Annotated in this window: 20 protein-coding genes; 8 read left to right on the top strand and 12 right to left on the bottom strand. The window is 67.4% G+C overall.

What is annotated here, in order from left to right; all coding sequences use genetic code 11:
* Positions 1 to 33 precede the first annotated feature (33 nt).
* Together pgi and AC1RQC_RS33915 are read left to right on the top strand one after the other, a co-directional pair.
* On the top strand, positions 34 to 1,683 hold the full coding sequence (pgi, locus tag AC1RQC_RS33920; protein ID WP_492885881.1) for a glucose-6-phosphate isomerase: 1,650 nt from the start codon (positions 34 to 36) through the stop codon (positions 1,681 to 1,683).
* Between the two features lie 44 nt (positions 1,684 to 1,727).
* Positions 1,728 to 2,666 (top strand): carbohydrate kinase family protein, encoded by a 939-nt coding sequence (locus AC1RQC_RS33915; RefSeq protein ID WP_492830611.1) that lies wholly within the window; start codon positions 1,728 to 1,730, stop codon positions 2,664 to 2,666.
* Positions 2,667 to 2,939: 273 nt separating this feature from the next.
* On the opposite strand, the gene AC1RQC_RS33910 is transcribed toward AC1RQC_RS33915, so the two are convergent.
* A complete protein-coding gene (locus tag AC1RQC_RS33910) occupies positions 2,940 to 3,908 on the bottom strand; it encodes a tripartite tricarboxylate transporter substrate binding protein BugE (protein WP_253930730.1) in 969 nt (322 codons plus the stop codon).
* 137 nt (positions 3,909 to 4,045) lie between these two features.
* A complete protein-coding gene (locus AC1RQC_RS33905; protein ID WP_492373326.1) occupies positions 4,046 to 4,672 on the bottom strand; it encodes a chalcone isomerase family protein in 627 nt (208 codons plus the stop codon).
* Between the two features lie 122 nt (positions 4,673 to 4,794).
* Here AC1RQC_RS33905 and AC1RQC_RS33900 point away from each other — a divergent pair, with 122 nt between their 5' ends.
* Positions 4,795 to 5,688, top strand: a complete 894-nt coding sequence (locus AC1RQC_RS33900; protein ID WP_492373327.1) for an AEC family transporter — start codon at positions 4,795 to 4,797, stop codon at positions 5,686 to 5,688.
* Between the two features lie 4 nt (positions 5,689 to 5,692).
* Here AC1RQC_RS33900 and queG read toward each other — a convergent pair whose 3' ends face one another.
* Positions 5,693 to 6,913, bottom strand: coding sequence for a tRNA epoxyqueuosine(34) reductase QueG (gene queG / locus AC1RQC_RS33895; protein ID WP_492813172.1), 1,221 nt, complete (start codon positions 6,911 to 6,913; stop codon positions 5,693 to 5,695).
* 16 nt (positions 6,914 to 6,929) lie between these two features.
* Between queG and tsaE the strand changes: the two genes are divergently transcribed.
* Entirely contained in the window at positions 6,930 to 7,442 is a 513-nt protein-coding gene (gene tsaE / locus AC1RQC_RS33890) for a tRNA (adenosine(37)-N6)-threonylcarbamoyltransferase complex ATPase subunit type 1 TsaE (RefSeq protein ID WP_492885879.1), read from the top strand.
* The gene (locus AC1RQC_RS33885) at positions 7,436 to 8,941 is read left to right on the top strand and encodes an N-acetylmuramoyl-L-alanine amidase (RefSeq protein WP_150988779.1); all 1,506 of its coding nucleotides are present in this window, start codon (positions 7,436 to 7,438) and stop codon (positions 8,939 to 8,941) included. Before tsaE ends, AC1RQC_RS33885 begins: the two co-directional genes overlap by 7 nt.
* 84 nt (positions 8,942 to 9,025) lie before the next feature.
* Here AC1RQC_RS33885 and AC1RQC_RS33880 read toward each other — a convergent pair whose 3' ends face one another.
* Complete coding sequence (locus AC1RQC_RS33880) at positions 9,026 to 10,048, bottom strand: bile acid:sodium symporter family protein (RefSeq protein WP_043344030.1); 1,023 nt, start codon at positions 10,046 to 10,048, stop codon at positions 9,026 to 9,028.
* Positions 10,049 to 10,143: 95 nt separating this feature from the next.
* On the opposite strand from AC1RQC_RS33880, the gene AC1RQC_RS33875 reads away from it, so the two are divergent.
* Entirely contained in the window at positions 10,144 to 11,052 is a 909-nt protein-coding gene (locus AC1RQC_RS33875) for a LysR family transcriptional regulator (protein ID WP_492373330.1), read from the top strand.
* 80 nt (positions 11,053 to 11,132) lie between these two features.
* On the opposite strand, the gene AC1RQC_RS33870 is transcribed toward AC1RQC_RS33875, so the two are convergent.
* A complete protein-coding gene (locus AC1RQC_RS33870) occupies positions 11,133 to 11,891 on the bottom strand; it encodes a class I SAM-dependent methyltransferase (RefSeq protein WP_492373331.1) in 759 nt (252 codons plus the stop codon).
* A 218-nt stretch (positions 11,892 to 12,109) separates the two neighbouring features.
* Here AC1RQC_RS33870 and AC1RQC_RS33865 point away from each other — a divergent pair, with 218 nt between their 5' ends.
* Entirely contained in the window at positions 12,110 to 12,919 is an 810-nt protein-coding gene (locus tag AC1RQC_RS33865; RefSeq protein WP_492885877.1) for a helix-turn-helix transcriptional regulator, read from the top strand.
* A 28-nt stretch (positions 12,920 to 12,947) separates the two neighbouring features.
* Here AC1RQC_RS33865 and AC1RQC_RS33860 read toward each other — a convergent pair whose 3' ends face one another.
* The 7 genes from AC1RQC_RS33860 to AC1RQC_RS33830 all read right to left on the bottom strand — a co-directional run bounded on the left by AC1RQC_RS33860 (position 12,948) and on the right by AC1RQC_RS33830 (position 18,273).
* Entirely contained in the window at positions 12,948 to 13,706 is a 759-nt protein-coding gene (locus tag AC1RQC_RS33860; protein ID WP_492813163.1) for a 3-hydroxyacyl-CoA dehydrogenase, read from the bottom strand.
* 177 nt (positions 13,707 to 13,883) lie between these two features.
* The gene (gene adk / locus AC1RQC_RS33855) at positions 13,884 to 14,549 is read right to left on the bottom strand and encodes an adenylate kinase (RefSeq protein WP_174426009.1); all 666 of its coding nucleotides are present in this window, start codon (positions 14,547 to 14,549) and stop codon (positions 13,884 to 13,886) included.
* 360 nt (positions 14,550 to 14,909) lie between these two features.
* The gene (gene kdsB / locus AC1RQC_RS33850) at positions 14,910 to 15,719 is read right to left on the bottom strand and encodes a 3-deoxy-manno-octulosonate cytidylyltransferase (RefSeq protein WP_492373334.1); all 810 of its coding nucleotides are present in this window, start codon (positions 15,717 to 15,719) and stop codon (positions 14,910 to 14,912) included.
* Positions 15,720 to 15,731: 12 nt separating this feature from the next.
* Entirely contained in the window at positions 15,732 to 15,920 is a 189-nt protein-coding gene (locus AC1RQC_RS33845; RefSeq protein ID WP_043344047.1) for a Trm112 family protein, read from the bottom strand.
* Positions 15,901 to 17,010, bottom strand: coding sequence for a tetraacyldisaccharide 4'-kinase (gene lpxK / locus AC1RQC_RS33840; RefSeq protein WP_492813158.1), 1,110 nt, complete (start codon positions 17,008 to 17,010; stop codon positions 15,901 to 15,903). Before lpxK ends, AC1RQC_RS33845 begins: the two co-directional genes overlap by 20 nt.
* Positions 17,011 to 17,217: 207 nt before the next feature.
* The gene (locus tag AC1RQC_RS33835; protein ID WP_043344052.1) at positions 17,218 to 17,646 is read right to left on the bottom strand and encodes an ExbD/TolR family protein; all 429 of its coding nucleotides are present in this window, start codon (positions 17,644 to 17,646) and stop codon (positions 17,218 to 17,220) included.
* A gap of 6 nt (positions 17,647 to 17,652) precedes the next feature.
* Positions 17,653 to 18,273, bottom strand: a complete 621-nt coding sequence (locus AC1RQC_RS33830; protein WP_492813192.1) for a MotA/TolQ/ExbB proton channel family protein — start codon at positions 18,271 to 18,273, stop codon at positions 17,653 to 17,655.
* A gap of 1,064 nt (positions 18,274 to 19,337) precedes the next feature.
* Here AC1RQC_RS33830 and xseA point away from each other — a divergent pair.
* The gene (gene xseA / locus AC1RQC_RS33825) at positions 19,338 to 20,723 is read left to right on the top strand and encodes an exodeoxyribonuclease VII large subunit (RefSeq protein ID WP_416047708.1); all 1,386 of its coding nucleotides are present in this window, start codon (positions 19,338 to 19,340) and stop codon (positions 20,721 to 20,723) included.
* The last annotated feature ends 64 nt before the right edge of the window (positions 20,724 to 20,787 follow it).

The following is a 20,787-nucleotide window of genomic DNA, read 5'->3' as shown; positions in this document are numbered from 1 at the left end:
GCCGGCGCGGCGGCGAGTACAGGAGTTGATTCGATGTCCACGATGTCCCCGAAGTCCGATTTCCCAAGCACCTGGCAACGGCTTGAAGAGCATGCGCAGGTCATCCGCCATGCCCACCTGCGCGACTGGTTCGACGGCCAGCAGGGCGAAGCCCGTGGCGCCGGCTTCGTGGCCGAGGCGGCCGGCCTGACGCTCGACTACGCCAAGAACCGCGTCACCGACACCACCATGGCGCTGCTCTTCGCGCTGGCCGACGAGGCCGGCGTGAGCGCGCGGCGCGATGCCATGTACCGCGGCGAAGCGGTCAACACCACCGAGTGCCGCGCCGCGCTGCATATGGCGCTGCGCGCGTGGCCGCAGGACGGCTTTCACGCGCAGGGCGTGGCGGTGGCCGGCGACGTGGCTGCGGTGCTCTCCCAGATGGAGCGCTTTGCCGACGCGGTGCGCGGCGGCACGTGGCGCGGCTGGAATGGCCGCCGGATCACCGACGTGATCAATATCGGCATCGGCGGCTCGGACCTCGGCCCGCGCATGGTCTGCCGCGCGCTCGCGCACCTGGACACCGAAGGGCCGCGCCTGCATTTTGTCGCCAACGTGGATGGCAGCGATCTTGCCGCCGTGCTGGCGCGGCTGGACGCCGCCAGCACGCTGGTGGTGGTTTGCTCCAAGACCTTCACCACGCTGGAGACCATGGCCAACGCGCACACCGCGCGCACCTGGTTCCTGCGCCACGGCGTGCCGCACGCACAGTTGGCCAGCCACTTCGTCGCGGTCTCCACCAACCGGCAGGCGGTGGCCGCGTTCGGCATCGACCCCGCCAATATGTTCCCGTTCTGGGACTGGGTGGGTGGGCGCTTTTCGCTATGGTCCGCGGTGGGGTTGTCGATTGCGCTGGCTGTTGGCTTTGCGCGCTTTCGCCAGTTGCTCGATGGCGCCCGCGCCATGGACCGGCATTTCGCCGAGGCCGACGCGCCGCAGAACATGCCGATGATCCTCGGCCTGCTCGACGTGTGGTATCGCAGCTTCCTGGGCACCGGCAGCCGCTGCGTGGCGCCGTACTGCGAGCCGCTCGAGCTGCTGCCGGCCTTCTTGCAGCAGCTCGAGATGGAGAGCAACGGCAAGTCCGTGCAGCTCAATGGTGCCGCCGCCGCGCAAGGCACCGCGCCGGTGGTGTGGGGCACCACCGGCACCAACGGACAGCACGCCTACTTCCAGATGGTGCACCAGGGCTCGCACTGGATGCCGGTGGATTTCATCGCCGCGCTGGAGCCGGTGCACCCGATGCCGGGTCACCACGGCAAGCTGCTCGCCAACTGCTTTGCGCAAGGCGAGGCGTTGCTGCGCGGACGTACCGCGCAAGAGGTCAGGGCGCTCGGCGTGCAGGACGAAGCGCTGGTGCCGCACATGGTGTTCGAGGGCAACCGCCCCAGCAATACGCTGTTGCTGCAGCGGCTCGATCCGTATCATCTGGGCGCATTGATCGCGCTTTCGGAGCACCGCACCTTCGTGCAGGGCGTGCTGTGGAATATCAACTCGTTCGACCAGTGGGGCGTGGAGCTGGGCAAGCAACTTGCCGCGCCGATCGCCTGCGAGCTCGACGGCGGGCCGGCGCGCCCGCATGATGCTTCCACCGCCGGCCTGATCCGGCGCGCATTGGCCGCGGCATCGGCCTGGCAAGGCTGACGCGCGGCAGCGCACGCATACGGAAAACCGAGAAAGAGGATGCAATGACAACGACATCATGGCCAGCCTACGTCGTCTTTGGCGAGGCATTGACCGATATGGTCCACCAGGGCGGGCAGGACTGGCTCGGCCTGCCCGGCGGCTCGTGCTGGAACGTGGCCCGCGTGGGCGCGCGGCTGGGCGTGCCTACCGCCTTTGCTGGTGCGATCAGCGCCGACACGCTGGGCGACCAACTGGCCGAGGCCAGTGCCGAGGCTGGCCTGGACCTGCGCTTCCTGCAGCGCGTGGAGCGCTCGCCGTTGCTGGCGTTTGTCGGCGCGCAGCACCCGCCGCAGTACTTTTTCGTCGGCGACGACAGCGCCGATCTCTACTTCGACCCCGAGCGCTTGCCGCCGGGCTGGCGCCAGGCCGCGCGCACCGTGCACTTCGGCTCGCTCAGCCTCGCGCGCCAGCCGCTCGCCGCGCGCCTGTGCACGGAAGCCACGCAGGCCAGGGCCGCGGGCAAGCGCATCGCCTTCGATCCCAACTTCCGCACGCCCATGCGTGCGCCGGAGTATCAGGCCGTCTTTGCGCACATGGCTGGCCTGGCGGACTACATCAAGGTATCGGACGAAGACCTGCGCGGCCTGTACCCCGCGCTGGACGAACACGCCGCGCTCGCAGCGCTCAGGGCGCTGGCGCCGCAGGCGTGCGTGCTGCTGACGCGCGGCGCGGATGGCATGACGCTGTTGCATGGGGACGGTGCTTGTGAGCAGCCGGTTTTCGCCGTCGAGGTGGTGGATACCGTCGGCTGCGGCGACGCTGCAATGGGCGGATGGATGGCGGGATTGTTGCTGGACCCCGAGGCGACGCTGGCGCGGCAGGCGCGATGGGCTGCCGCTACCGCGGCGGTGGCGGCCACGCGTGCAGGGGCGTATTCGCCGGCGGTGGCCGAGGTGAGTGTGCTACTGCGCGAGGCGGTGGTTCTGGCCTCTTTGGCCTGATCGCGTTGGGTCGGCGTTGCCGTGCTTCCTGCCGTGTTCCCTGTCGTGCTCCCCTCTCCCGCGTGCGGGAGAGGGGCTGGGGGAGAGGGCGGGCGCTCGTTACGCCGTCGTGCTGGACAACACCACGGGCTTCGCTTCAGGTGGCTCCTAGCTAAGCCACCCCTCTCCCCGGCCCTCTCCCCCTGAGGGGAGAGGGAGAGACAGCCGTCGTCATGGCGCGCGGCTTTGGCCCGCTCGCCGGCTTCGGCTAGTGCCGCGGGCTTGCCGCCAACATCACTGCTCCAGCTTGATGTTCTGCACCTTCACCAGCGTCTTCATCTTCTCGAATTCCTTCTTGATCTCCGCCGCATGCTCCGCCGGGGTGTTGCCCGAAGGTTCCGCGCCGGCAGTGCGCAAGCGCTGCTGGAAGTCCTTGTCCTGCAGCGCCTTGACCGCGGCTTCGTTCAGCTTCTTGATGACTTCGTCAGGCGTGCCGGCCGGGGCCACCAGGCCGTACCAGGCCGGGTCGTTCGGCTCTTTCAGGCCGAGCTCGCCAAAGGTCGGCACGTTCGGCAGGGAGTCGATGCGCTTGTTCCATGCCACCACGATCGGGCGCAGCTTGCCGGCCTTGATGTAGGGCATCGAGGAGGGCAGGTTGTCGACCATGATCGGCACCTGGCCGGCCAGCACGTCGTTCAGCGCCGGGCCCGCGCCGCGGTAGGGGATATGGACCATGAAGGTCTTGGTCGAGACCTTGAACTGCTCGCCCAGCATGTGGCCGAAGGCGCAGGTGCCGGAGGTCGCGTACGAATACTTGCCCGGATTGGCCTTGAGCACAGCCAGGAACTCCTTGTAGTCCTTGGCCGGGAAGTTCGGGTTGACCGCGATGACGTTGGCCACGTTGGCCAGGTTGGTGACGGGCTTGAAGTCCTTGATCGGGTCGTACGACAGCTTGGGGTTGCAGGCCGGGTTGACCGCCATGGTGGAGACCGTGGAGATGCCGATGGTGTAGCCGTCGGGCGCGGCCTTGGCGATGGCGTCGGCGCCGATCGAGCCGCCCCCGCCGGCGCGGTTTTCCACCACCACGGGCTGGCCCAGGATGCGGCTCATCTGGTCGGCCGCGCCACGGCCCACGATGTCCGTCGTGCCGCCGGGCGCAAACGGGATGATCAGCCGGATCGGCTTGGTCGGGAAGCTTTGCGCCTGCGCCACGGAGGCTGCTGCTGCCAGGCCAAGGGCCAGGGCGATTTTGCTGGTTTGCATGAGATCGTGTCTCCCGTCAAAGGACCGGGCGGGGATATCCGCCCAAGGTAAAGAACGCCGGCGACGCTGCCGCGGTGGCGGGGCTTTGAAGCCGGCGGCGTGAGTTCTGGCGGGCGGGCCTGGAGGCCGCCCGGGGGCTAACCGCCCAGGAGCCCGCGCTTGAGATCCCGGTCGACCGGATGGTCGCCAAGGAAGATGCGCAGCACGGCCTGGTAGAAATCTTCGCCCGGGATCGGCTTGCCGCGCGGCGTGCCGTTGATGGCGACCACGGTGCCGCCATCGGGCGAAAAGTCAAAATTGATCACATCGCCCTTGCGGGCGGTGCCCATCTGCTCCATGGTCTGGCGCAACTGGAACAGGCGCTCGGACAGCCTCTGGAACTGGACCTCGCTGTGGTTTTCGCGGAGCCCTTCGTTCAGGGCCTTGATAAAGGCATCGGGTGGCACCTCGCGCAGCGGCCGGATCTGCAGGCGCTTGGGGCCGTGGGCGCCCAGCACCACGGTCGCGTTGCGCGCCTTCTCCTGCAGGTAAAGGGCGGCCACATAGCCTTTGATGATGAACATCGAGCGCAGGCCGGTGCCGTTGAGCTGCAGCTCCTTGCCGCCGACCCGGGTGGCGTCGTCGATCCGCATGCCCTCGATTTCGTTGGCGCGCGCGCGCTCCGGCGGCATGGCCAGGGCGGCGCCCACGCAGAGGGTGAGCGCCAGCAGGCTTGCGCGGCGGGCGAGCGGTTCGCACGCGAACGGGGTACGACGGGAAAACATAAAGGCTGGACGGTACGACGGAACGTGCCATAGTCCACGATTTCTGAAACAATACCAATTGGTATCTGCCCTAGGCTGCACTTGGCGTGCGCGGCGGCCATCACAATAACTAAAACCAAGCGATGTCTTCTGCTCTCTTGTTGGTGCCGGATTTCAGCCTGATCCTGATCGGCTGGCTGCTGGTGCGCTATTCCCCTTTCGACCGCGCGTTCTGGGCTGGGGTGGAGCGCCTGGTGTACTTCGTGCTCTTCCCCGCGCTGCTGTTGCAGTCCACCAACAGCGCCAAGTTCGATTTCTCCTCCACGTCGGCCATGCTCGGCCTGGCATTGTTGACCACCGCGTTCGGCATGGTTGGCGGCTATGCCGTCAAATGGGCGATGCGGCTGGCGCCGCTGGATTTCGCCTCCGGCCTGCAGACCGCATTCCGCTTCAATTCCTATATCGGGCTGGCGTTGGCCGCGCGCCTGGGCGGCAGCGAGGGCCTGGCCATGATGGCGGTGATCGTCGGCTGCACGGTGCCGCTGTGCAATGTGGCCGCGGTATGGGCGCTGGCCCGTCACGGCGAGACCCGGCTGTGGCGCGAGCTGGCGCGCAACCCGCTGATCCTCGCCACCGCAGGGGGCTTGCTGACCAACCTGGTGGGCCTGCACCCGCCCGAGGTGGTGGGCATGACGCTGGCCCGGCTGGGCTCCGCGTCCACCGCGCTGGGGCTGATGACAGTCGGCGCGGGTCTGCAGATGAGCGGGGTGACGGGGGCGGTCGGGCCGGTGGCGTGGTGGAGCGGTGTCAAGCTGGTGGCCATGCCCTGCTTTGCCTGGGCGGTGGGGCGCTTGCTGCCGCTGACCGAGCTGCAGTCGCAGATCGCGGTGCTGTTTGCCTCGCTGCCGACCGCGTCGAGCGCCTACATCCTGGCCGTGCGCATGGGCGGCAACGGCCCGATGGTGGCGGCGACGATCTCGGTCATGACCGTGGCGGCCATCGTCACCACGCCGTTCTGGCTGTCTCTCGTCAGTTAGCTCGTCAATTAGCGGGCGCCTGGGCCAGCGCCCAGTCGATATGCTCGCGCACCAGCGGGCTGGCCTCGGCCTGGCGCGCGCCGAGCGCGGCGCGGATGCGCGTGGCCAGCGCCATATCGCCGCTGGCGATGGCCGCGCGCAGGCTGTTGCCCAGCCCTACCGCCAGGTTGCGCAGCCAGCGCTCATGGCCGATGCGGCGGATCGGGCTGCCTTCCAGCCGCTGGTTGAATTCCGCCTCCGTCCAGCCGAACAGCTCGGCCATGTCGGGCGCGTCGAAGCCATTGCGCACGTCGAAGTCCGGCAGAGTGGCGCGGTGGGCGAACTTGTTCCACGGGCACGCCAGCTGGCAGTCGTCGCAGCCGTACACGCGGTTGCCCATTGGCGCGCGCAGTGCCTCCGGGATCGCGCCCTTGTGCTCGATGGTCAGGTAGGAGATGCAGCGGCGCGCGTCGATCCGGTAGGGTTCCAGGATGGCCTGGGTCGGGCAGATATCGATGCAGCGGCGGCAATTGCCGCAGTGGCCGGGTTCCGGCGCGTCGGCGGGGAAGGGCACATCGACCAGGATCTCGCCGAGGAAGAACATCGAGCCGCCATCGCGGTCGAGCAGCAGCGTGTGCTTGCCGCGCCAGCCCAGCCCGCCCTGCGCGGCCAGCGCCACCTCCATCACCGGCGCCGAGTCGGTGAAGACACGATAGCCGAACGGGCCGATGGCGGCTTCGATGCGGCTGGCGAGCTGCTGCAGGCGGTTGCGCAGCACCTTGTGATAATCGCGGCCCCGCGCGTAGAGCGAGACCATGGCAGTGGCGGGGTCGTCGAGCCGGGCAAGTTCATGGGCGCGCCAGTCGTGCGGGCCCGCGGCGGGCAGGTACGGCATGCGTGCCACGATGGCGCGCACCGTGCCGGGCACGAGTTCGGCGGGACGGGCGCGCCGCAAGCCGTGGTTCGCCATATAATCCATGTCGCCGTGGTAGCCCTGCGCCAGCCACGCCAACAATCCTGCTTCAGCCCGGCTCAGATCCACGTCGGCAATGCTGAGCGCATCGAAGCCGAGCTCCGTGCCCCAGGCCCGGATCGAGCCCACCAGCGCCTCCAGCCCGGCAGCGTCCGTGCCTGCATGCACAACGGACGACGCCGGGGGCGGCGCAAGGCCAGGCGTTGCCCCGTGGGCGGCGCTGCTGGCAGGAGGGGGCGAGGCGGTTGGCGCCTGGGCTGCTCGGTCGATCATTCCCGAATTGTACGCAATGCCCCTGCTCCAAGAACGCACACTCGACCTGCCTGACGAAGCGGCCACCGCCCGGCTGGGCGCGGCGCTGGCCGAGGCCGTGCGCAACCTGCCGCCCCAGACCGTGCACCTGCAGCTTTCGGGTGACCTTGGCGCCGGCAAGACCACGCTGTCGCGCGCCATCCTGCGCGCGCTAGGCCACGCGGGCAAGGTGCGCAGCCCCACCTACACGCTGTGCGAGCCGTATTCGGTCACGCGCGCCGATGGCTCGCCGCTGACCGCCTACCACTTCGACCTGTACCGATTCGCCGATCCGGAGGAGTGGGCCGATGCCGGTTTTCGTGATTGTTTTGCCGAACCGGCCGTGAGCCTTGTGGAGTGGCCGGAGAAAGCCGGGCGCTTGCTTGGGGAACCGGACCTTCACTTGTTGCTCCAATCGGACATCAGCGACGCCGATGACGCGGCCGAACGCCGTATCGTTACGCTTCGTGCCTATACTCAGACTGGACTTACCCTGCTTTGCGCATGCTGATCAAGCGACTCGCCACCGACCGACCCGACGATATCCAGCTGGCCCGCCGCAAATGGCTGGCGCAGTGCCTCAAGGCCGGCGCCGGCAGCGTGGTGCTCACGCTGGCCGGGCCACAGATCGCCTTTGGCGCCGGCATCGTCGCGGTGCGGGTCTGGCCCGCCGAGGAATACACCCGCGTCACCATCGAATCCGATGAGCCGCTAGCCGCCGTCCACCAGATGATCCACGGCCCCGACCGGCTGGTGGTGGACATCGATGGCCTCGATCTCTCGCCCACCCTGCGCGAGCTGGTGGCCAAGATCACCTCCAACGATCCCTACATCCAGACCGTGCGCGTGGGCCAGAACCGGCCGCGCGTGGTGCGGCTGGTGTTCGACCTGAAGGAGAACGTCTCGCCGCAGGTGTTCACGCTGGCGCCGATTGGCAGTTACCGCAACCGCCTGGTGTTTGACCTGTACCCCGTCAATCCGCCGGATCCCTTGTGGACCCTGGTGCGCGACACCGAGGACAAGCAGCGCAGGTTTGCCGCCACGCAGCCCCCGGCCGGCGCGGACGGCGTGTCCGGCGCGCCTGCCTCCGGCGAGGAAGACGCCATTGGCGCACTGGTGCGCAAGTTCGAGGACAAGGGCGCCAACCCGGTGCCGGCCCTGCCACCGATGGCAGCCGTCAAGCCCAGGCCGCCGGCGCCTTCCTCACCAGCCGTGCCATCGGCACCTCCGCTGGCGCAGAACAACCCGCCTGCGGCCCTGCCTGCCAACAACCCGCCGGCGGACCGTTCCTTCAAGATGCGCCGCCTGCTGACCGTCGCGATCGATCCCGGCCATGGTGGCGAGGATCCCGGCGCCACCGGCGCGTCCGGCTCGCGCGAGAAGGACGTGGTGCTGCAGATCGCGCAGCGGCTGCGCGCCAAGATCGACTCCCAGCCCAATATGCGCGCCATGATGACGCGCGACGCGGACTTCTTCGTGCCGCTCAACGTGCGCGTGCAGAAGGCGCGCCGGGTGCAGGCCGACCTGTTCGTGTCCATCCACGCCGATGCCTTCCTCTCGCCGGAAGCCAAGGGCGCCTCGGTGTTCGCCTTGTCCGAGCGCGGTGCGTCCAGCACCGCCGCGCGCTGGATGGCCAACAAGGAGAACGCCTCCGACCTGATCGGCGGCGCCAATATGGGCAACAAGGATGCGCAGGTGGCGCGGGTGCTGCTGGACTTGTCCACGACCGCGCAGATCAATGACAGCTTGCAGGTGGGCAAGGCGGTGCTGGCGGAGATCGGCGGCGTCAACCGGCTGCACAAGGGCAGTGTGGAGCAGGCGGGCTTTGCGGTGCTGAAGGCACCGGATATCCCGTCGATCCTGGTCGAGACCGCTTTCATCAGCAATCCCGAGGAAGAGCGCAAGCTCAACGACGAGAGCCACCAGGAGCAACTGGCCAACGCCATCCTGCGTGGCATCAAGAACTACTTCGCGCGCAATCCGCCGCTGGCGAAGAATCCGTCGGTGTAAGAGTAAGAGGCGGCGCCTGAAAACAAAACGGCCGGTAACATCGTTGCCGGCCGTTTGCCATGCAGCGCGCTGACACTCTGACACTCAGGCGCGGGCGGTAGCCCCGTCGGGCAGCGCGTCGCGGCTGGCGTAGCGCGAGGCAATCACCGAGCACACGATCAGCTGCAACTGGTGGTAGACCATCAGCGGCAGCACCAGCAGGCCCAGCGCCGGATGGCCGGCAAACAGGATCTTGGCCATCGGGATGCCGTTGGCCAGGCTCTTCTTGGAGCCGCAGAACACCGCGGTGATCTCATCTTCCACCGAGAAGCCGAGGCGGCGCGCGGTGAAGGTGGTGGTGGCCAGGATCACCACCAGCAGCACGGCGGCGAGCGCCATCACGGCACCAATGGTTTCCCAGCTGTACTTGTGCCACAGGCCGGCGGCGGTGGCGTCGCAGAACGACGAATACACAATCAGCACGATCACGCCGCGGTCGATCTTGTTGGTGATCTGCTTCTTCTTGGCCAGCCAGCTGCCGATCAGCGGGCGGGCCAGCTGGCCGAGCGCGAACGGCAGCAGCAGTTGCAGCGCCACGCCGGTCAGCGCCTTGCCCAGCGGCATCGAGGCGCCGCTGGCGCTGATCACCAGGCCCATCAGCAGCGGCGTGACGGCCATGCCGATCAGGCCCGAGATGGTGGCATTGAAGATCGCGCCGGGCACGTTGCCGCGCGCCATCGAGGTCATCGCCACGGACGACGACACGGTGGATGGCAGCGCGCACAGGTAGAACACGCCCAGCAGCAGCTCGGCGGGCAGCATGTTGCGCAGGCCGAACATCAACGCCAGCCCGACCACCGGGAAGACGATGTAGGTGAAGCTCTGCACGAAGGCATGCAGGCGCCAGTGGCGCGCGCCGGCCACCAGCTTGTCGCGCGACAGCGCGGCGCCGTGCAGGAAGAACACCAGGGCCACGCCCAGGTTGGTGACCATGCCCAGGTGCAGCGGGCCGTCGCCGGCGCCGATTTGCGGGGCCAGCAGCGCGATGCCGATGGCGCTCAGCATGATCAGCACGAACCCGTCGATCAGGTCGTAGATTTTCTTGAAGGGTGAGAGGATGGCGGACATGACGGCAAGGTTGGATTAGGGTTTCGCCTAGCATTGGACGTCAGTGACGCCTAGAATGCAAATTCATTTATCGCATCCATTCATCTCATAGACGCATGAATTACACGTTGCGCCAGTTGCGGGTCTTCCTCGCCGTGGTCGGGCATGGCAGTTTCAGCCGTGCCGCGGACGCTGTTGGCCTGACGCAGCCCGCGGTCAGCCGGGGCGTTGCCGAGCTGGAAGAGGCACTTGGCGTGCGCTTGCTAGACCGCACCACGCGGGAGGTGGTGGTGACCGACGCGGGACAGGCCCTGGCGCCTGCCATCGAGCGCCTGCTTGGCCAGCTGGACGATACGCTGGAAGAAACGCGCCAGCTTGGCGAGCGTTATCGCGGCCGGGTTGTGATTGCCAGTGCACCCACGATTTCCGCGCGGCTGATGCCGCTGTACGTGTCGACCTGCGCGCGCCAATATCCGGATATCCGCCTCAGCGTGCGCGACAACGTGCAGGCCGACGGCCTCGAGCAGATCCGCGCGGGGGCCGTGGACTTTGGCGTATTGATTGATCCGTTGGCGCCGGAAGGCTTGACCATCGCGCCGCTGGCGACCGATCCGTTTTGCTTCGTGTGCCGGCGTGATCACCCGCTGGCCAATGCCGACTCGGTGCCGTGGTCCGCACTGGACGGCATGCCGCTGGTGCTGCTGGATTTCGCCTCGGGCAGCCGGCCCCTGATCGACCGCATTTTCGCCAGCCATGGCGTGGCGCCGAGCGTGGTGCAGGAGCTGGGGCATTCGGCCAGCGTGTTTGGCATGGTCGAGGCCGGCATCGGCGCTTCGGTCCTGCCCTCGTTCTCGCTGCCGTTGCCGGCGGCGTCTCCTCTGGTCTGGCGGCCGCTCACGCCGCGCGAGGAGCGGCGCATCGTCATGGTCTGCCGGGAGGACCGCTCCTTGTCGCCTTCGGCCGCCGCCGTGTGGCAGATGGTACAGAGCCTGCCATTGCCGGCCGAGCCGGCCATGGCGCAATGACGGGCACCCGCCTGGCTTGGCTGCTTAGCCGCTTAGCCGCTTAGCCGCTTAGCTGCTTAGCTCCTTAACGGCTTAACTGCTTAACTGCGCGTTGCCGTGACCATCACCGCTTCCAGCGCAAAGCTGCCGTCGGCCTTGACGAGGTAGTGGTCGCGTACTTCCGCCGGCGCCAGTTGCCACAGGTGCTGGATGGCGGCTACCGCCACGGGCGGCGTGCGCATGCGCTGCACCCAGGTGGCGAACTCCAGCTCGATGCGCCAGGCCGGCGAGACGCTGGCCGTGAAGCCCGCAGCCTCCAGCATCGCTTTCCACTCGGTACCGGTGTAGTCGCGGATATGCGACGGGTCGCGCAGCAACTCCACCGATTGCAGCCAGGTATCGGGCAGCGGGTCGTCCGAGCCGGCGATATCGATCAGCACGACCTTGCCGCCCGGCTTGAGCACCCGGTACATCTCCGCCAGCGCCGCCGGCACATTGCGCCAGTGGTGAGCGCTCATGCGCGAGATCACCGCGTCGAAGCTGGCATCGTCAAAGGGCAGCGATTCCGCGGCGCCCTGGCGGGTGCGGATGTTCGCCAGCCCCTTGTCGCGCGCTGCGCCTTCCACAACCGCCAGCATTTCCGCCGACAGATCGTAAGCCGTCACTTGCGCTGCAACCCCCGCTGCGGCAAAGCTGGCGTGGCCCGCGCCGCAACCCAGGTCGAGCACCTGCGCCGCCGGCAGCGCCGCCAGTTCCTGTGCAAGCTGCTGCAGGTCCGCGCCCTGGGCGTGGACCGCGCTGGTGAGGTAGGCGCTGGCGGTGGCGCCGAACTGGGCGGCAACGAGTTCTTGTTGTTGCATGTGGCTCTCCTGGCGGCAATGGCCGCTAGTGGGTTCTGGTGACCGGGGACCGGGGGATTGGTGACGGGGGCTTGCCCGCGTAACGGGTTCGACGTACTGTAGCAGCCTGTTTTCCCGGTACAAGTCAGGGTTTTATCCTGGTATAAAACGCACCAGCTTTTTAGTTTTTAAGTTTTTGAGCTTTTGCCTGGCTATCTGCATTGCCCGCTCAGCCCTCCATGACAGAATACGCGCCCCCCGATCCCGCCAAGCAACACGAACTCACGCGCGAAGCTGTGCTGGGCCGCTTCCTGCGGGCGCACCGCGAGCGCCTTGCCCCGGCCGAAGTTGGCCTGGCCCCCGGCCGGCGGCGGCGCACGCCCGGCTTGCGCCGCGAGGAGCTGGCGCAGCTCGCCGGCCTGAGCGCCACCTGGGTGACGTGGCTGGAGCAGGGCAGGCCGGTGGCGCTATCGGCCCGCGCGCTGGCCAGCCTGGCCGGCGCACTGCGGCTGTCGCGCGCGGAACGGGCCTACCTGTTCGAGCTGGCGGGCCGGCGCGACCCTATGCAGGCGCAGGACGAACACGCGCCAGCAGCTGTCCTCGCGAGCGTGGAGGCCATCAACGGCCCGGCCTACCTGCTGGACCGGCAATGGAGCGCGCTAGCTTGGAATGCCGCCGCCGCCGACCTGTTCGTGGGCTGGCTCGATCCCGCCAGCGAAGACCGCAACCTGCTGCGCAGCATGTTTTTATCGCCGGGTTTGCAGGCATTGGTGGAGGACTGGCCGCACCGGGCGGCGCGGCTGGTGTCGGAGTTTCGCGCGCACAGCATCCGCCATGCCGACGATCCGCCGATGCGCGCGCTGGTGGAGGGCCTCATTGCCCAGAGCCCGGTGTTCCGGGTCGACTGGCTGTCGCAGGATGTGGAAGAGCGGCAGGGCGGGCGCCGCGGCTTTCGGCATCCAGTGCGCGGGCTGTTGCATTTCGAGCAGCTCACGCTGGTGCCGGCTGCCGCGCCTGGCCTGACGCTGGTGATGCTGATGCCGGCGTGAAGGGCGGCCGGCAAAGGCCGGGACGGCGTTACTTCGGCTGCATGCGGATGGCGCCGTCGAGCCGGATCACTTCGCCGTTGAGCATGGGGTTGGTGATGATGGACCCCACCAGCTTCGCATACTCGGCCGGGCGGCCCAGGCGCGACGGGAACGGCACCATTTTGCCGAGCGCGTCCTGCACTTCCTGCGGCATGCCCAGCAGCATCGGCGTCTCGAACAGCCCCGGGGCAATCGTCATGCAGCGCACGCCGTCGCGCGACAGGTCGCGCGCGATGGCCAGCGTCATGGCGACCACGCCACCCTTGGAGGCTGCGTAGGCGGCCTGCCCGATCTGGCCGTCGAAGGCCGCCACCGATGCCGTATTGATGATCACGCCACGCTCGCCTTCCGCGTCGGGCGTGTTCTGCACCATGGCCGCGGCAGCCAGCCGGATCATGTTGAAGGTGCCGATCAGGTTGACGCGGATGGTCTTGTCGAAGGCGTCAAGCGGGTGCGGGCCGTTCTTGCCCACCGTCTTGTTGGCGGTGGCAATGCCGGCGCAATTGACCAGCCCGGCCAGGCGGCCCAGCGCGGTGGCTGCCGCCACGGTGGCTTGCCCGTCGGCCTCGCTGCTAACGTCGCAGCGCACGAACTTCCCGCCCAGCTCGGCGGCCAGCGCGGTGCCGGCGGCTTCGTTAAGATCGGCGATCACCACCTTGGCGCCCGCGGCGGCCAGCATGCGGGCGCTACCCTCGCCGAGCCCGGAGGCGCCGCCGGTGACGATAAATACGTTGTCGCGGATTTCCATCGTTGTCTTCCTCGCTTGGATGTGTGGTCTTATGGTTTTCTGGCGCTGCAGATACGGCATGTTGGCATAACGTTTACGTAAACGTCAATTCGGCGATGCTATCTCCGCGGATGGCGGCGGCAATAAAAAAGGCGACCCGAGGGTCGCCTTTTTTACCTGCAGCGCTGAATGCGCGGCTTACTTCAGTGCTTCGAACACACGCGAAGTGATATCTTCCACGCTGCCAACGCCCGCGATCTTGCGGTACTGCGGCGGTGCCACCTTGGCGGCGGCGTCGCCATTGGCGGCCCACTTGGAGTAGTAATCCACCAGCGGACGGGTTTGCTGGGAGTAGACGTCGAGGCGCTTCTTGACGGTCTCTTCCTTGTCGTCGTCGCGCTGGATCAGCGCTTCGCCGGTGATGTCGTCCACGCCTTCCACCTTGGGTGGGTTGTACTTGACGTGGTAGGTGCGGCCCGATGCCACGTGCACGCGGCGCCCGCTCATGCGCTCGATGATGGCATCGAAGGGCACGTCGATTTCCAGCACGTAGTCGATCGCCACGCCCGCTTCCTTCATGGCCTCGGCCTGCGGAATGGTGCGCGGGAAGCCATCGAACAGATAGCCGTCCTTGCAATCGGCCGCCTGCAGGCGGTCCTTGACCAGGCCGATGATGATGTCGTCCGACACCAGGCCACCTGCGTCCATCACCTTCTTGGCGGCCACGCCTAGCGGCGTGCCAGCCTTCACCGCGGCGCGCAGCATGTCGCCAGTGGAGATTTGGGGGATGCCGAACTTCTCGCAGATGAACTGGGCTTGCGTGCCTTTGCCGGCGCCAGGCGCGCCCAACAGGATCAAACGCATTACGGGTCCTCAGAGTTTTGAATCTTGTATGGCAGGGGGAATGGAAGGAGGGTAACGCCGAAACTTGACGCGAGGCTTACCAACGCCGTCGGGACGGCGCGCCTCAGGTCGGAGTCTGGTCTGTTGACGACCGGCATGCTGACGCCTCTGCCGCTGGCGGCGGGCGGGTACCGATCGGGCTCACTTTTCATCTCCCCACCGAGCCTTGGCCGGACGCCCGGGCGCCCGACGGCTCTGTATCGTCAAGCATTATGCCATGAGGCGGCGCGAAATCGGCTTGCCGCTGCGGTGACATCTGTCATGACTTATGTCGTAAGTCATGCGATGACCGCCGCAGCCGGCGGCCATCGCCAAGTGCGCTCAGGGGCCTTCCTGCGCCATGGCCTGCGCCCAAAGCGCACGCACGCGGTCCAGGTCGGCCTGCGTGTCAACGCCCGGCGCGGGCACAGCCGCTGTTTCCAGCACGCCGATGCGCTCGCCATGCCACATCGCACGCAGCTGCTCCAGGGCTTCCGTCTGCTCCACCGGCGACAGCGCCAGCGTGGGAAAGCGCCGCAGGAATCCGGCGCGGTAGGCGTACAGGCCGATATGGCGCAATACCGGCATGGCCGGTAATGCCACCTGGGCGGTGGCTGCCGCCGCGGCCGGCACGCCGGCCCAGGCGTCGCGGGCCCAGGGGATCGGCGCGCGGGAGAAATACAGCGCGCGGCCGGCGGCATCGCACACCACTTTCACCACATTGGGGTTGAACACCTCGGCAATCTCGCTGATCGGATGCGCGGCGGTGGCGATGGCGCAATCGGCATGGTGCGCCAGGTGCAGCGCCACCTCGTCGATCAGGCTGGGCTCGATCAGCGGCTCATCGCCCTGCACATTGACCACGATGGCGTCGTCCGGCAGGCCTAGCCATGTTGCCACTTCGGCCAGGCGGTCGGTGCCCGAGGGGTGGTCGGCACGCGTGATCACGGCTTCGATGCCATGCGCCGCGCAGGCTGCCGCCACTTCGGGCGCGTCGGTGGCGACCACCGTGCGCTGCGCCGACGAGGCATGGGCGCGCTCGGCCACGCGCACGATCATGGGCTTGCCGCCGATATCGGCCAGCGGCTTGTTGGGCAGTCGGGTGGAGGCCAGGCGCGCCGGGATGACGACGGTAAAAGCGGGCAGCGACATGGTGCGAGCCGCTTATTCCGGCGAGACCAGCCGGCCCGGCACGGTCTGGCGTGCCTCATCGGCCAGCATGATGGGAATGCCGTCGCGGATCGGATAGGCCAGTTTGTCGACCTGGCAGATCAGTTCCTGGGCGGCGCGGTCATGTTCCAGCTTGCTCTTGCACAGCGGGCAGACCAGGATTTCAAGCAGCCGGTTGTCCATCTTGCGTTTCCTTGGTGTGGCCGGCGGCGGTCGCGGCGCCCGGCGCTGTGGGAGCGGCCTGGGCATGCGCGGCGACGGCGCGGCGAATTTTTTCGATCAGGCCCGCGTCGATCACGGGCGTGGTGGGGACGACCCAGATCCGCGGGTCCAGCGGGTCACTGAGGCGCTCGCATTTTACGGCATCCTTCTCGGTGATCAGGATCGCATCGGCCGCCTGCGCGACAGGATCGCCGGCGAACGGGTCTTCGGCGAAGTCGTAGTGGTCCGGCAGGGGCATGGTGTCCGGCGCGAGGCCGGCTGCGCGCAGGCTGGCAAAGAAGCGCTCGGGGTTGCCGATGCCGGCCGCGGCCAACACGCGCTGCCCGGCAAACGCCGACAGCGGCTTGGCCATGGTCGGGTCGGCCAGCTGCCAGGCATCGTCCAGCACCAGGCGCATGCCATAGACATCCGGCTGGCTCGGGCTGGGGCGGAAGTCCGGGTCGTTGATCAGGGTGGCGTCGCGACGGCGCGAGAGCGATTCGCGCAGCGGGCCGGCCGGCAGCAGCAAGCCGTTGCCGCCCATGCGCGAATCGAACATCACGATCTCGAAGTCGCGTTGCAGCTTGTAGTGCTGCAGGCCATCGTCGAGCAGCAGCACGTTGACGCCGGGATGCGAGACCAGCATGGTCTGCGCGCACAGCGCCCGGTCGGGGAAGACCCAGACCGGCACGTCGGTGGCGCGCGCAATCAAGAGCGGCTCGTCGCCCACGTCCTTGGCCTGCGAGGTGGGCTTGACCCGGCGCGGATGCTTGAGCTTGACGCCGTAGCCGCGCGAGACCACGCCCGGGCGCAGGCCGGCCTCGGCCAGTGCATGGGCCAGCGCGATCACCGCGGGGGTCTTGCCGGTGCCGCCCACGGTCACGTTGCCGACCACCACCACCGGCATCGGCAGGCGCGTCGAGCTGTACCAGCCGCGCCGGTATGCCAGGCGCCGCCAGCCGCTGACCAGGCCGAACACCCACGACAGCGGCAGCATCAGCCAGGCGAACCAGCCGCGGCGTTGCCACTGGGCGGTCACGAAGTCGGCAAGTGTGTTGCGGGGAGCGGGCATGGGCGTGGTAAGCAGGGCTGGGCGGTAATGCTGCGTTGAAAAGAGCAGGCGTGGGGCCGGGGACGGTAGCACGGCGCGCCGGCACGATGGCCTCATCGCGTCATCGCGAGGCCGCGCAAGCGAGCTACCCAGTCATTATGGGCACCTTGCGGCGCCCGCCGCAAGGTGCGGCTCGCAGCGGGGGATTGCATCCCCGCGCCGGGCCGCTCAGCGCGCCTGCGAGCTCTGCGTGGCGAAGGTCAGGCGGGGCAGCCCGGCCAGGCGGGCGGCTTCCATGACGTTGATCACGGACTGATGCGTGGCCTGCGCATCCGCATTGACGATCAGCACGGGCGGCTGGCCATCGGCCGGGCCGGCTACCTCGCGCAGGCGCTGGGCCAGGCTGGTCACGTCCTGCTGGTCCATGACCTGCTTGTTGATCGAATAGACACCCTTGGCGGATACGGATACCACGATCTCGCCGGGGCGCTGCTGCGCCTTTTCGGCGTCGGCGGTCGGCAGCTGGATCTGCAGCTCGGTATAGCGCGAGTACGTGGTCGTGATCATCAGGAAGATCAGGATCACGAGCAGGACGTCGATCAACGGGATGAGGTTGATCTCCGGTTCTTCACGCCGCTGGCGGGATCGGAAGTGCATGGCGTATCAGGCGCGGCGCTGCGGCAGGATGGCATCCAGGAAGGCGGTGGCGCGGAATTCCAGCTCAGCCACGTAATCGTCCACGCGCCGGCGGAAGTAGCGCCAGAAGATCAGTGCCGGAATCGCGATGATCAGGCCGAAGGCGGTGTTATAGAGCGCCACCGAGATGCCATGTGCCAGCTGCTCGGGGCTGGCGCCGGCGCCACCCTGGCTGCCGAAGATCTCGATCATGCCGATCACGGTGCCCAGGAGGCCCATCAGCGGTGCGACCGAGGCGATCGTGCCTAGTGCGTTCAGGTAGCGCTCCAGCTCGTGCGCCACGGCGCGCCCGGCTTCCTCGACCACTTCCTTGGCGGCATCGCGCGACGTCTGGGGCTGCAACACCACATGGCGCAGGCCAGCGGCCAGCACGCGGCCCAGCGGGGAGTTCTGCTCCAGCGTGTTGACCACCTCCGGCGTGGCGCGGCGCTGGTGCGCCACCGACAGAGCTTCGTCATACAGCTTGGGCGGCAGCACCTTGCTGCGCTTCAGGCTGAGGAAACGCTCGACGATCAGCGCCAGGGCGATGACCGAGGCGAGCAACAAGGGCCAGATCGGCCAGCCGGCAGCTTGAATGATGGAAAACACGTGGAACCCCGAGTCAACGGCTTGTGTGCTCATGCCAGACGCCGCGGCCGTGCGCGCGCTGGCTATGTTCGAAAATGTTCGAAAAAATCAGGCGCCACTCTAACCCGCAGCACCGGGCGGGGCAAGACGCAGCATCGCGGTGTGTCTGCCGCGCATCGTGCGCGCAAGGCGCTGGAGGCGGCGACTGGCGGGATGTCCACATGGAACAGGGACAGTGCTGTGGATGAATTGTGGACAGAGGGCTGACAAGGCGGTCAAGTCACTGATTGATAAGGAAAAATTGTGTGCCGCTTAAAAAACGGGCAAACGGCGGGTGACGAGGACATCCTCCGCGCGCGCGCGAACCGCGCAAAACCGGAGTCCGCTCTATCCACATTAAAACAGGACAGTGCTGTGGACCGTTTGTGGACAGACGCCTGAAAAGAATGCTAAGTCATTGATTGGAAAGGTGAGTATACATAGTGCCTAAATAATGTGCAGGGCACGCCAGATGGGCTTCGCGGGGGCCTCCAACGCCCCGTGAATGAAAAAATCCCGCCATGTCTCCCCCTTTCCACATTCCGCCGGGACAGTCTTGTGGACGGGTTGTGGAAAACTATCTGAGAAGCTACTTAAGTCATTGATTGAAAAGCGCTTCATACGTGCTGATTAAAAAATGGGCAACAGCCATTTGTACGGTGTTTTCCAGTCTCCGTGCTCATGCTCAGGACATGGCCATGCCATGTCGCGACAAGGAGGCCTTGCGATCTCTTTTGGCTGCCGGATGGGCGTTTCCGGCGGGCAGGAAATAGTTCTCCACAGGCAGCGCGTTCTACCCAAGGTTGTCCAGAGTTCCTGTGGATAACTTTGTGAACAAGCCGGGGGTGCGGTCGGTAAGTGTTTGACGCATAAGGGGTTTGCTTACATTGCCTAAAAAATAAGACAGCCGAAAGCGCATAAGAATCAAAGGCTTGTGTCAAGTCATGGGGCTTTGCGGGGTTATTGCCTCCCCCACCCCAAGAGACTTGACAGACCAGTTATGCTGTGGACATGTCAATTCCACGCCGCTTGCCCGGCCGTGCGCCATGTCAGAACCGCTGAACTTTTCGCGTGAAACCCAGCCTATGGCCCCTCCCGGGGCGCGTGAGGCGATTCCCGTCGGAGAGCTGAACCACGCGATCGCCCAGGTACTGGAACGTAGTTTCCCGCTGACCTGGGTCCGGGGCGAAATCTCAAATTTCACACGCGCCGCCAGCGGCCACTGGTATTTCTCGCTCAAGGATGCGCGCGCCCAGATCCGCTGCGTGATGTTCCGCGGGCGCAACCAGCATGTCGACTTCACGCCGCGCGAGGGTGAGGCGGTCGAGGTGCGGGCGCTCGTATCCATGTACGAGGCGCGCGGCGAGTTGCAGCTCGGCGTGGAGGGCATGCGCCGCGCCGGCCTTGGCAATCTGTACGAGGCATTCCTGCGCCTGAAGGAAAAGCTCTCGCAGGCCGGGCTGTTCGCGCCCGAGCGCAAGCGGCCGCTGCCAGTCCACGCCCGCACCATTGGCGTGATCACCTCGCTGCAGGCGGCGGCCCTGCGCGACGTGATCAGCACGCTGCGCCGGCGCGCCCCGCATGTGCCCGTCGTGGTTTACCCGGTGCCGGTACAGGGCGCCGGCGCTGCGGCGAAGATCGCCGCCATGATCGACACCGCCAGCGAGCGCAACGAATGCGATGTGTTGATCCTGTGCCGCGGCGGCGGCAGCATCGAGGACCTGTGGTCGTTCAATGAGGAGAGCGTGGCGCAGGCCATTGCGCGCTGCGCCGTGCCGGTGGTCTCCGGCGTGGGCCACGAGACCGATTTCACCATCGCCGACTTCGTCGCCGACGTGCGCGCGCCCACGCCCACCGGCGCCGCCGAGCTGGTCAGCCCGGACCGCAGCCATATGCTGATGCAAGCCAGCCGCGCGCGCGACGCGCTGGCCCAGTGCATGCAGCGCCAGCTCGACCGGCGCGCCCAGAACCTCGACTGGCTGGCCCGCCGCCTGCGCAGCCCGCAAGCGCAGCTGCAGGAGCGCCGCCTGCAGGTCGACAACCTCATGCGTCACCTGCGCTCCGCGCTGCGCGATACCGTGGCCGCCCAGCGGCACCGCCAGCAGGTGCTGGCCATGCGCTGGGCGGCTGGCCGGCCCGACCTGGCCCAGGCCCAGGCCGAGTTGCGCCGCACCGCGCTGCGCCTGCGCGACGCCACGCAGCGCCAGGTTGAGCGCGCCGGCCAGCGCTGGCAGCGTGCCGCCGGCACGCTCGAGGTGCTGGCGCCGCAGCGCACCCTGGAGCGCGGCTATGCCGTGCTGCTGGACCAGCGCGGACGCGCCTTGCGCTCACCGTCGGAGCTGCGCGCGGGCACCGTGATCGAAGTCCACCTGGCCGAAGGCGTGGCCGATGCCAGCCTCGCCAGCGTTCAGCCCCGGCTGGTGGAACGCTAAGCCCGGCGCGCGTCGGCGGACCGCCGACAGCGCTTGCATATCGATCAAACTAATATGATCGAAG

This window comes from Cupriavidus sp. GW822-FHT03E04 (assembly GCF_058801495.1).
This window is presented reverse-complemented; position numbering and strand designations above follow the sequence as displayed.

Coding starts and splice junctions, on each gene's coding strand:
- AC1RQC_RS33860 (WP_492813163.1), bottom strand. CDS start 13,706: ATGGAAATCCGCGACAACGTATTTATCGTCACCGGCGGCGCCTCCGGG.
- adk (WP_174426009.1), bottom strand. CDS start 14,549: ATGCGTTTGATCCTGTTGGGCGCGCCTGGCGCCGGCAAAGGCACGCAA.
- AC1RQC_RS33900 (WP_492373327.1), top strand. CDS start 4,795: ATGTCTTCTGCTCTCTTGTTGGTGCCGGATTTCAGCCTGATCCTGATC.
- AC1RQC_RS33885 (WP_150988779.1), top strand. CDS start 7,436: ATGCTGATCAAGCGACTCGCCACCGACCGACCCGACGATATCCAGCTG.
- AC1RQC_RS33865 (WP_492885877.1), top strand. CDS start 12,110: ATGACAGAATACGCGCCCCCCGATCCCGCCAAGCAACACGAACTCACG.
- tsaE (WP_492885879.1), top strand. CDS start 6,930: ATGCCCCTGCTCCAAGAACGCACACTCGACCTGCCTGACGAAGCGGCC.
- lpxK (WP_492813158.1), bottom strand. CDS start 17,010: ATGCCCGCTCCCCGCAACACACTTGCCGACTTCGTGACCGCCCAGTGG.
- AC1RQC_RS33835 (WP_043344052.1), bottom strand. CDS start 17,646: ATGCACTTCCGATCCCGCCAGCGGCGTGAAGAACCGGAGATCAACCTC.
- AC1RQC_RS33915 (WP_492830611.1), top strand. CDS start 1,728: ATGACAACGACATCATGGCCAGCCTACGTCGTCTTTGGCGAGGCATTG.
- kdsB (WP_492373334.1), bottom strand. CDS start 15,719: ATGTCGCTGCCCGCTTTTACCGTCGTCATCCCGGCGCGCCTGGCCTCC.
- queG (WP_492813172.1), bottom strand. CDS start 6,913: ATGATCGACCGAGCAGCCCAGGCGCCAACCGCCTCGCCCCCTCCTGCC.
- AC1RQC_RS33910 (WP_253930730.1), bottom strand. CDS start 3,908: ATGCAAACCAGCAAAATCGCCCTGGCCCTTGGCCTGGCAGCAGCAGCC.
- AC1RQC_RS33870 (WP_492373331.1), bottom strand. CDS start 11,891: ATGCAACAACAAGAACTCGTTGCCGCCCAGTTCGGCGCCACCGCCAGC.
- AC1RQC_RS33905 (WP_492373326.1), bottom strand. CDS start 4,672: ATGTTTTCCCGTCGTACCCCGTTCGCGTGCGAACCGCTCGCCCGCCGC.
- xseA (WP_416047708.1), top strand. CDS start 19,338: ATGTCAGAACCGCTGAACTTTTCGCGTGAAACCCAGCCTATGGCCCCT.
- AC1RQC_RS33880 (WP_043344030.1), bottom strand. CDS start 10,048: ATGTCCGCCATCCTCTCACCCTTCAAGAAAATCTACGACCTGATCGAC.
- AC1RQC_RS33845 (WP_043344047.1), bottom strand. CDS start 15,920: ATGGACAACCGGCTGCTTGAAATCCTGGTCTGCCCGCTGTGCAAGAGC.
- pgi (WP_492885881.1), top strand. CDS start 34: ATGTCCACGATGTCCCCGAAGTCCGATTTCCCAAGCACCTGGCAACGG.
- AC1RQC_RS33875 (WP_492373330.1), top strand. CDS start 10,144: ATGAATTACACGTTGCGCCAGTTGCGGGTCTTCCTCGCCGTGGTCGGG.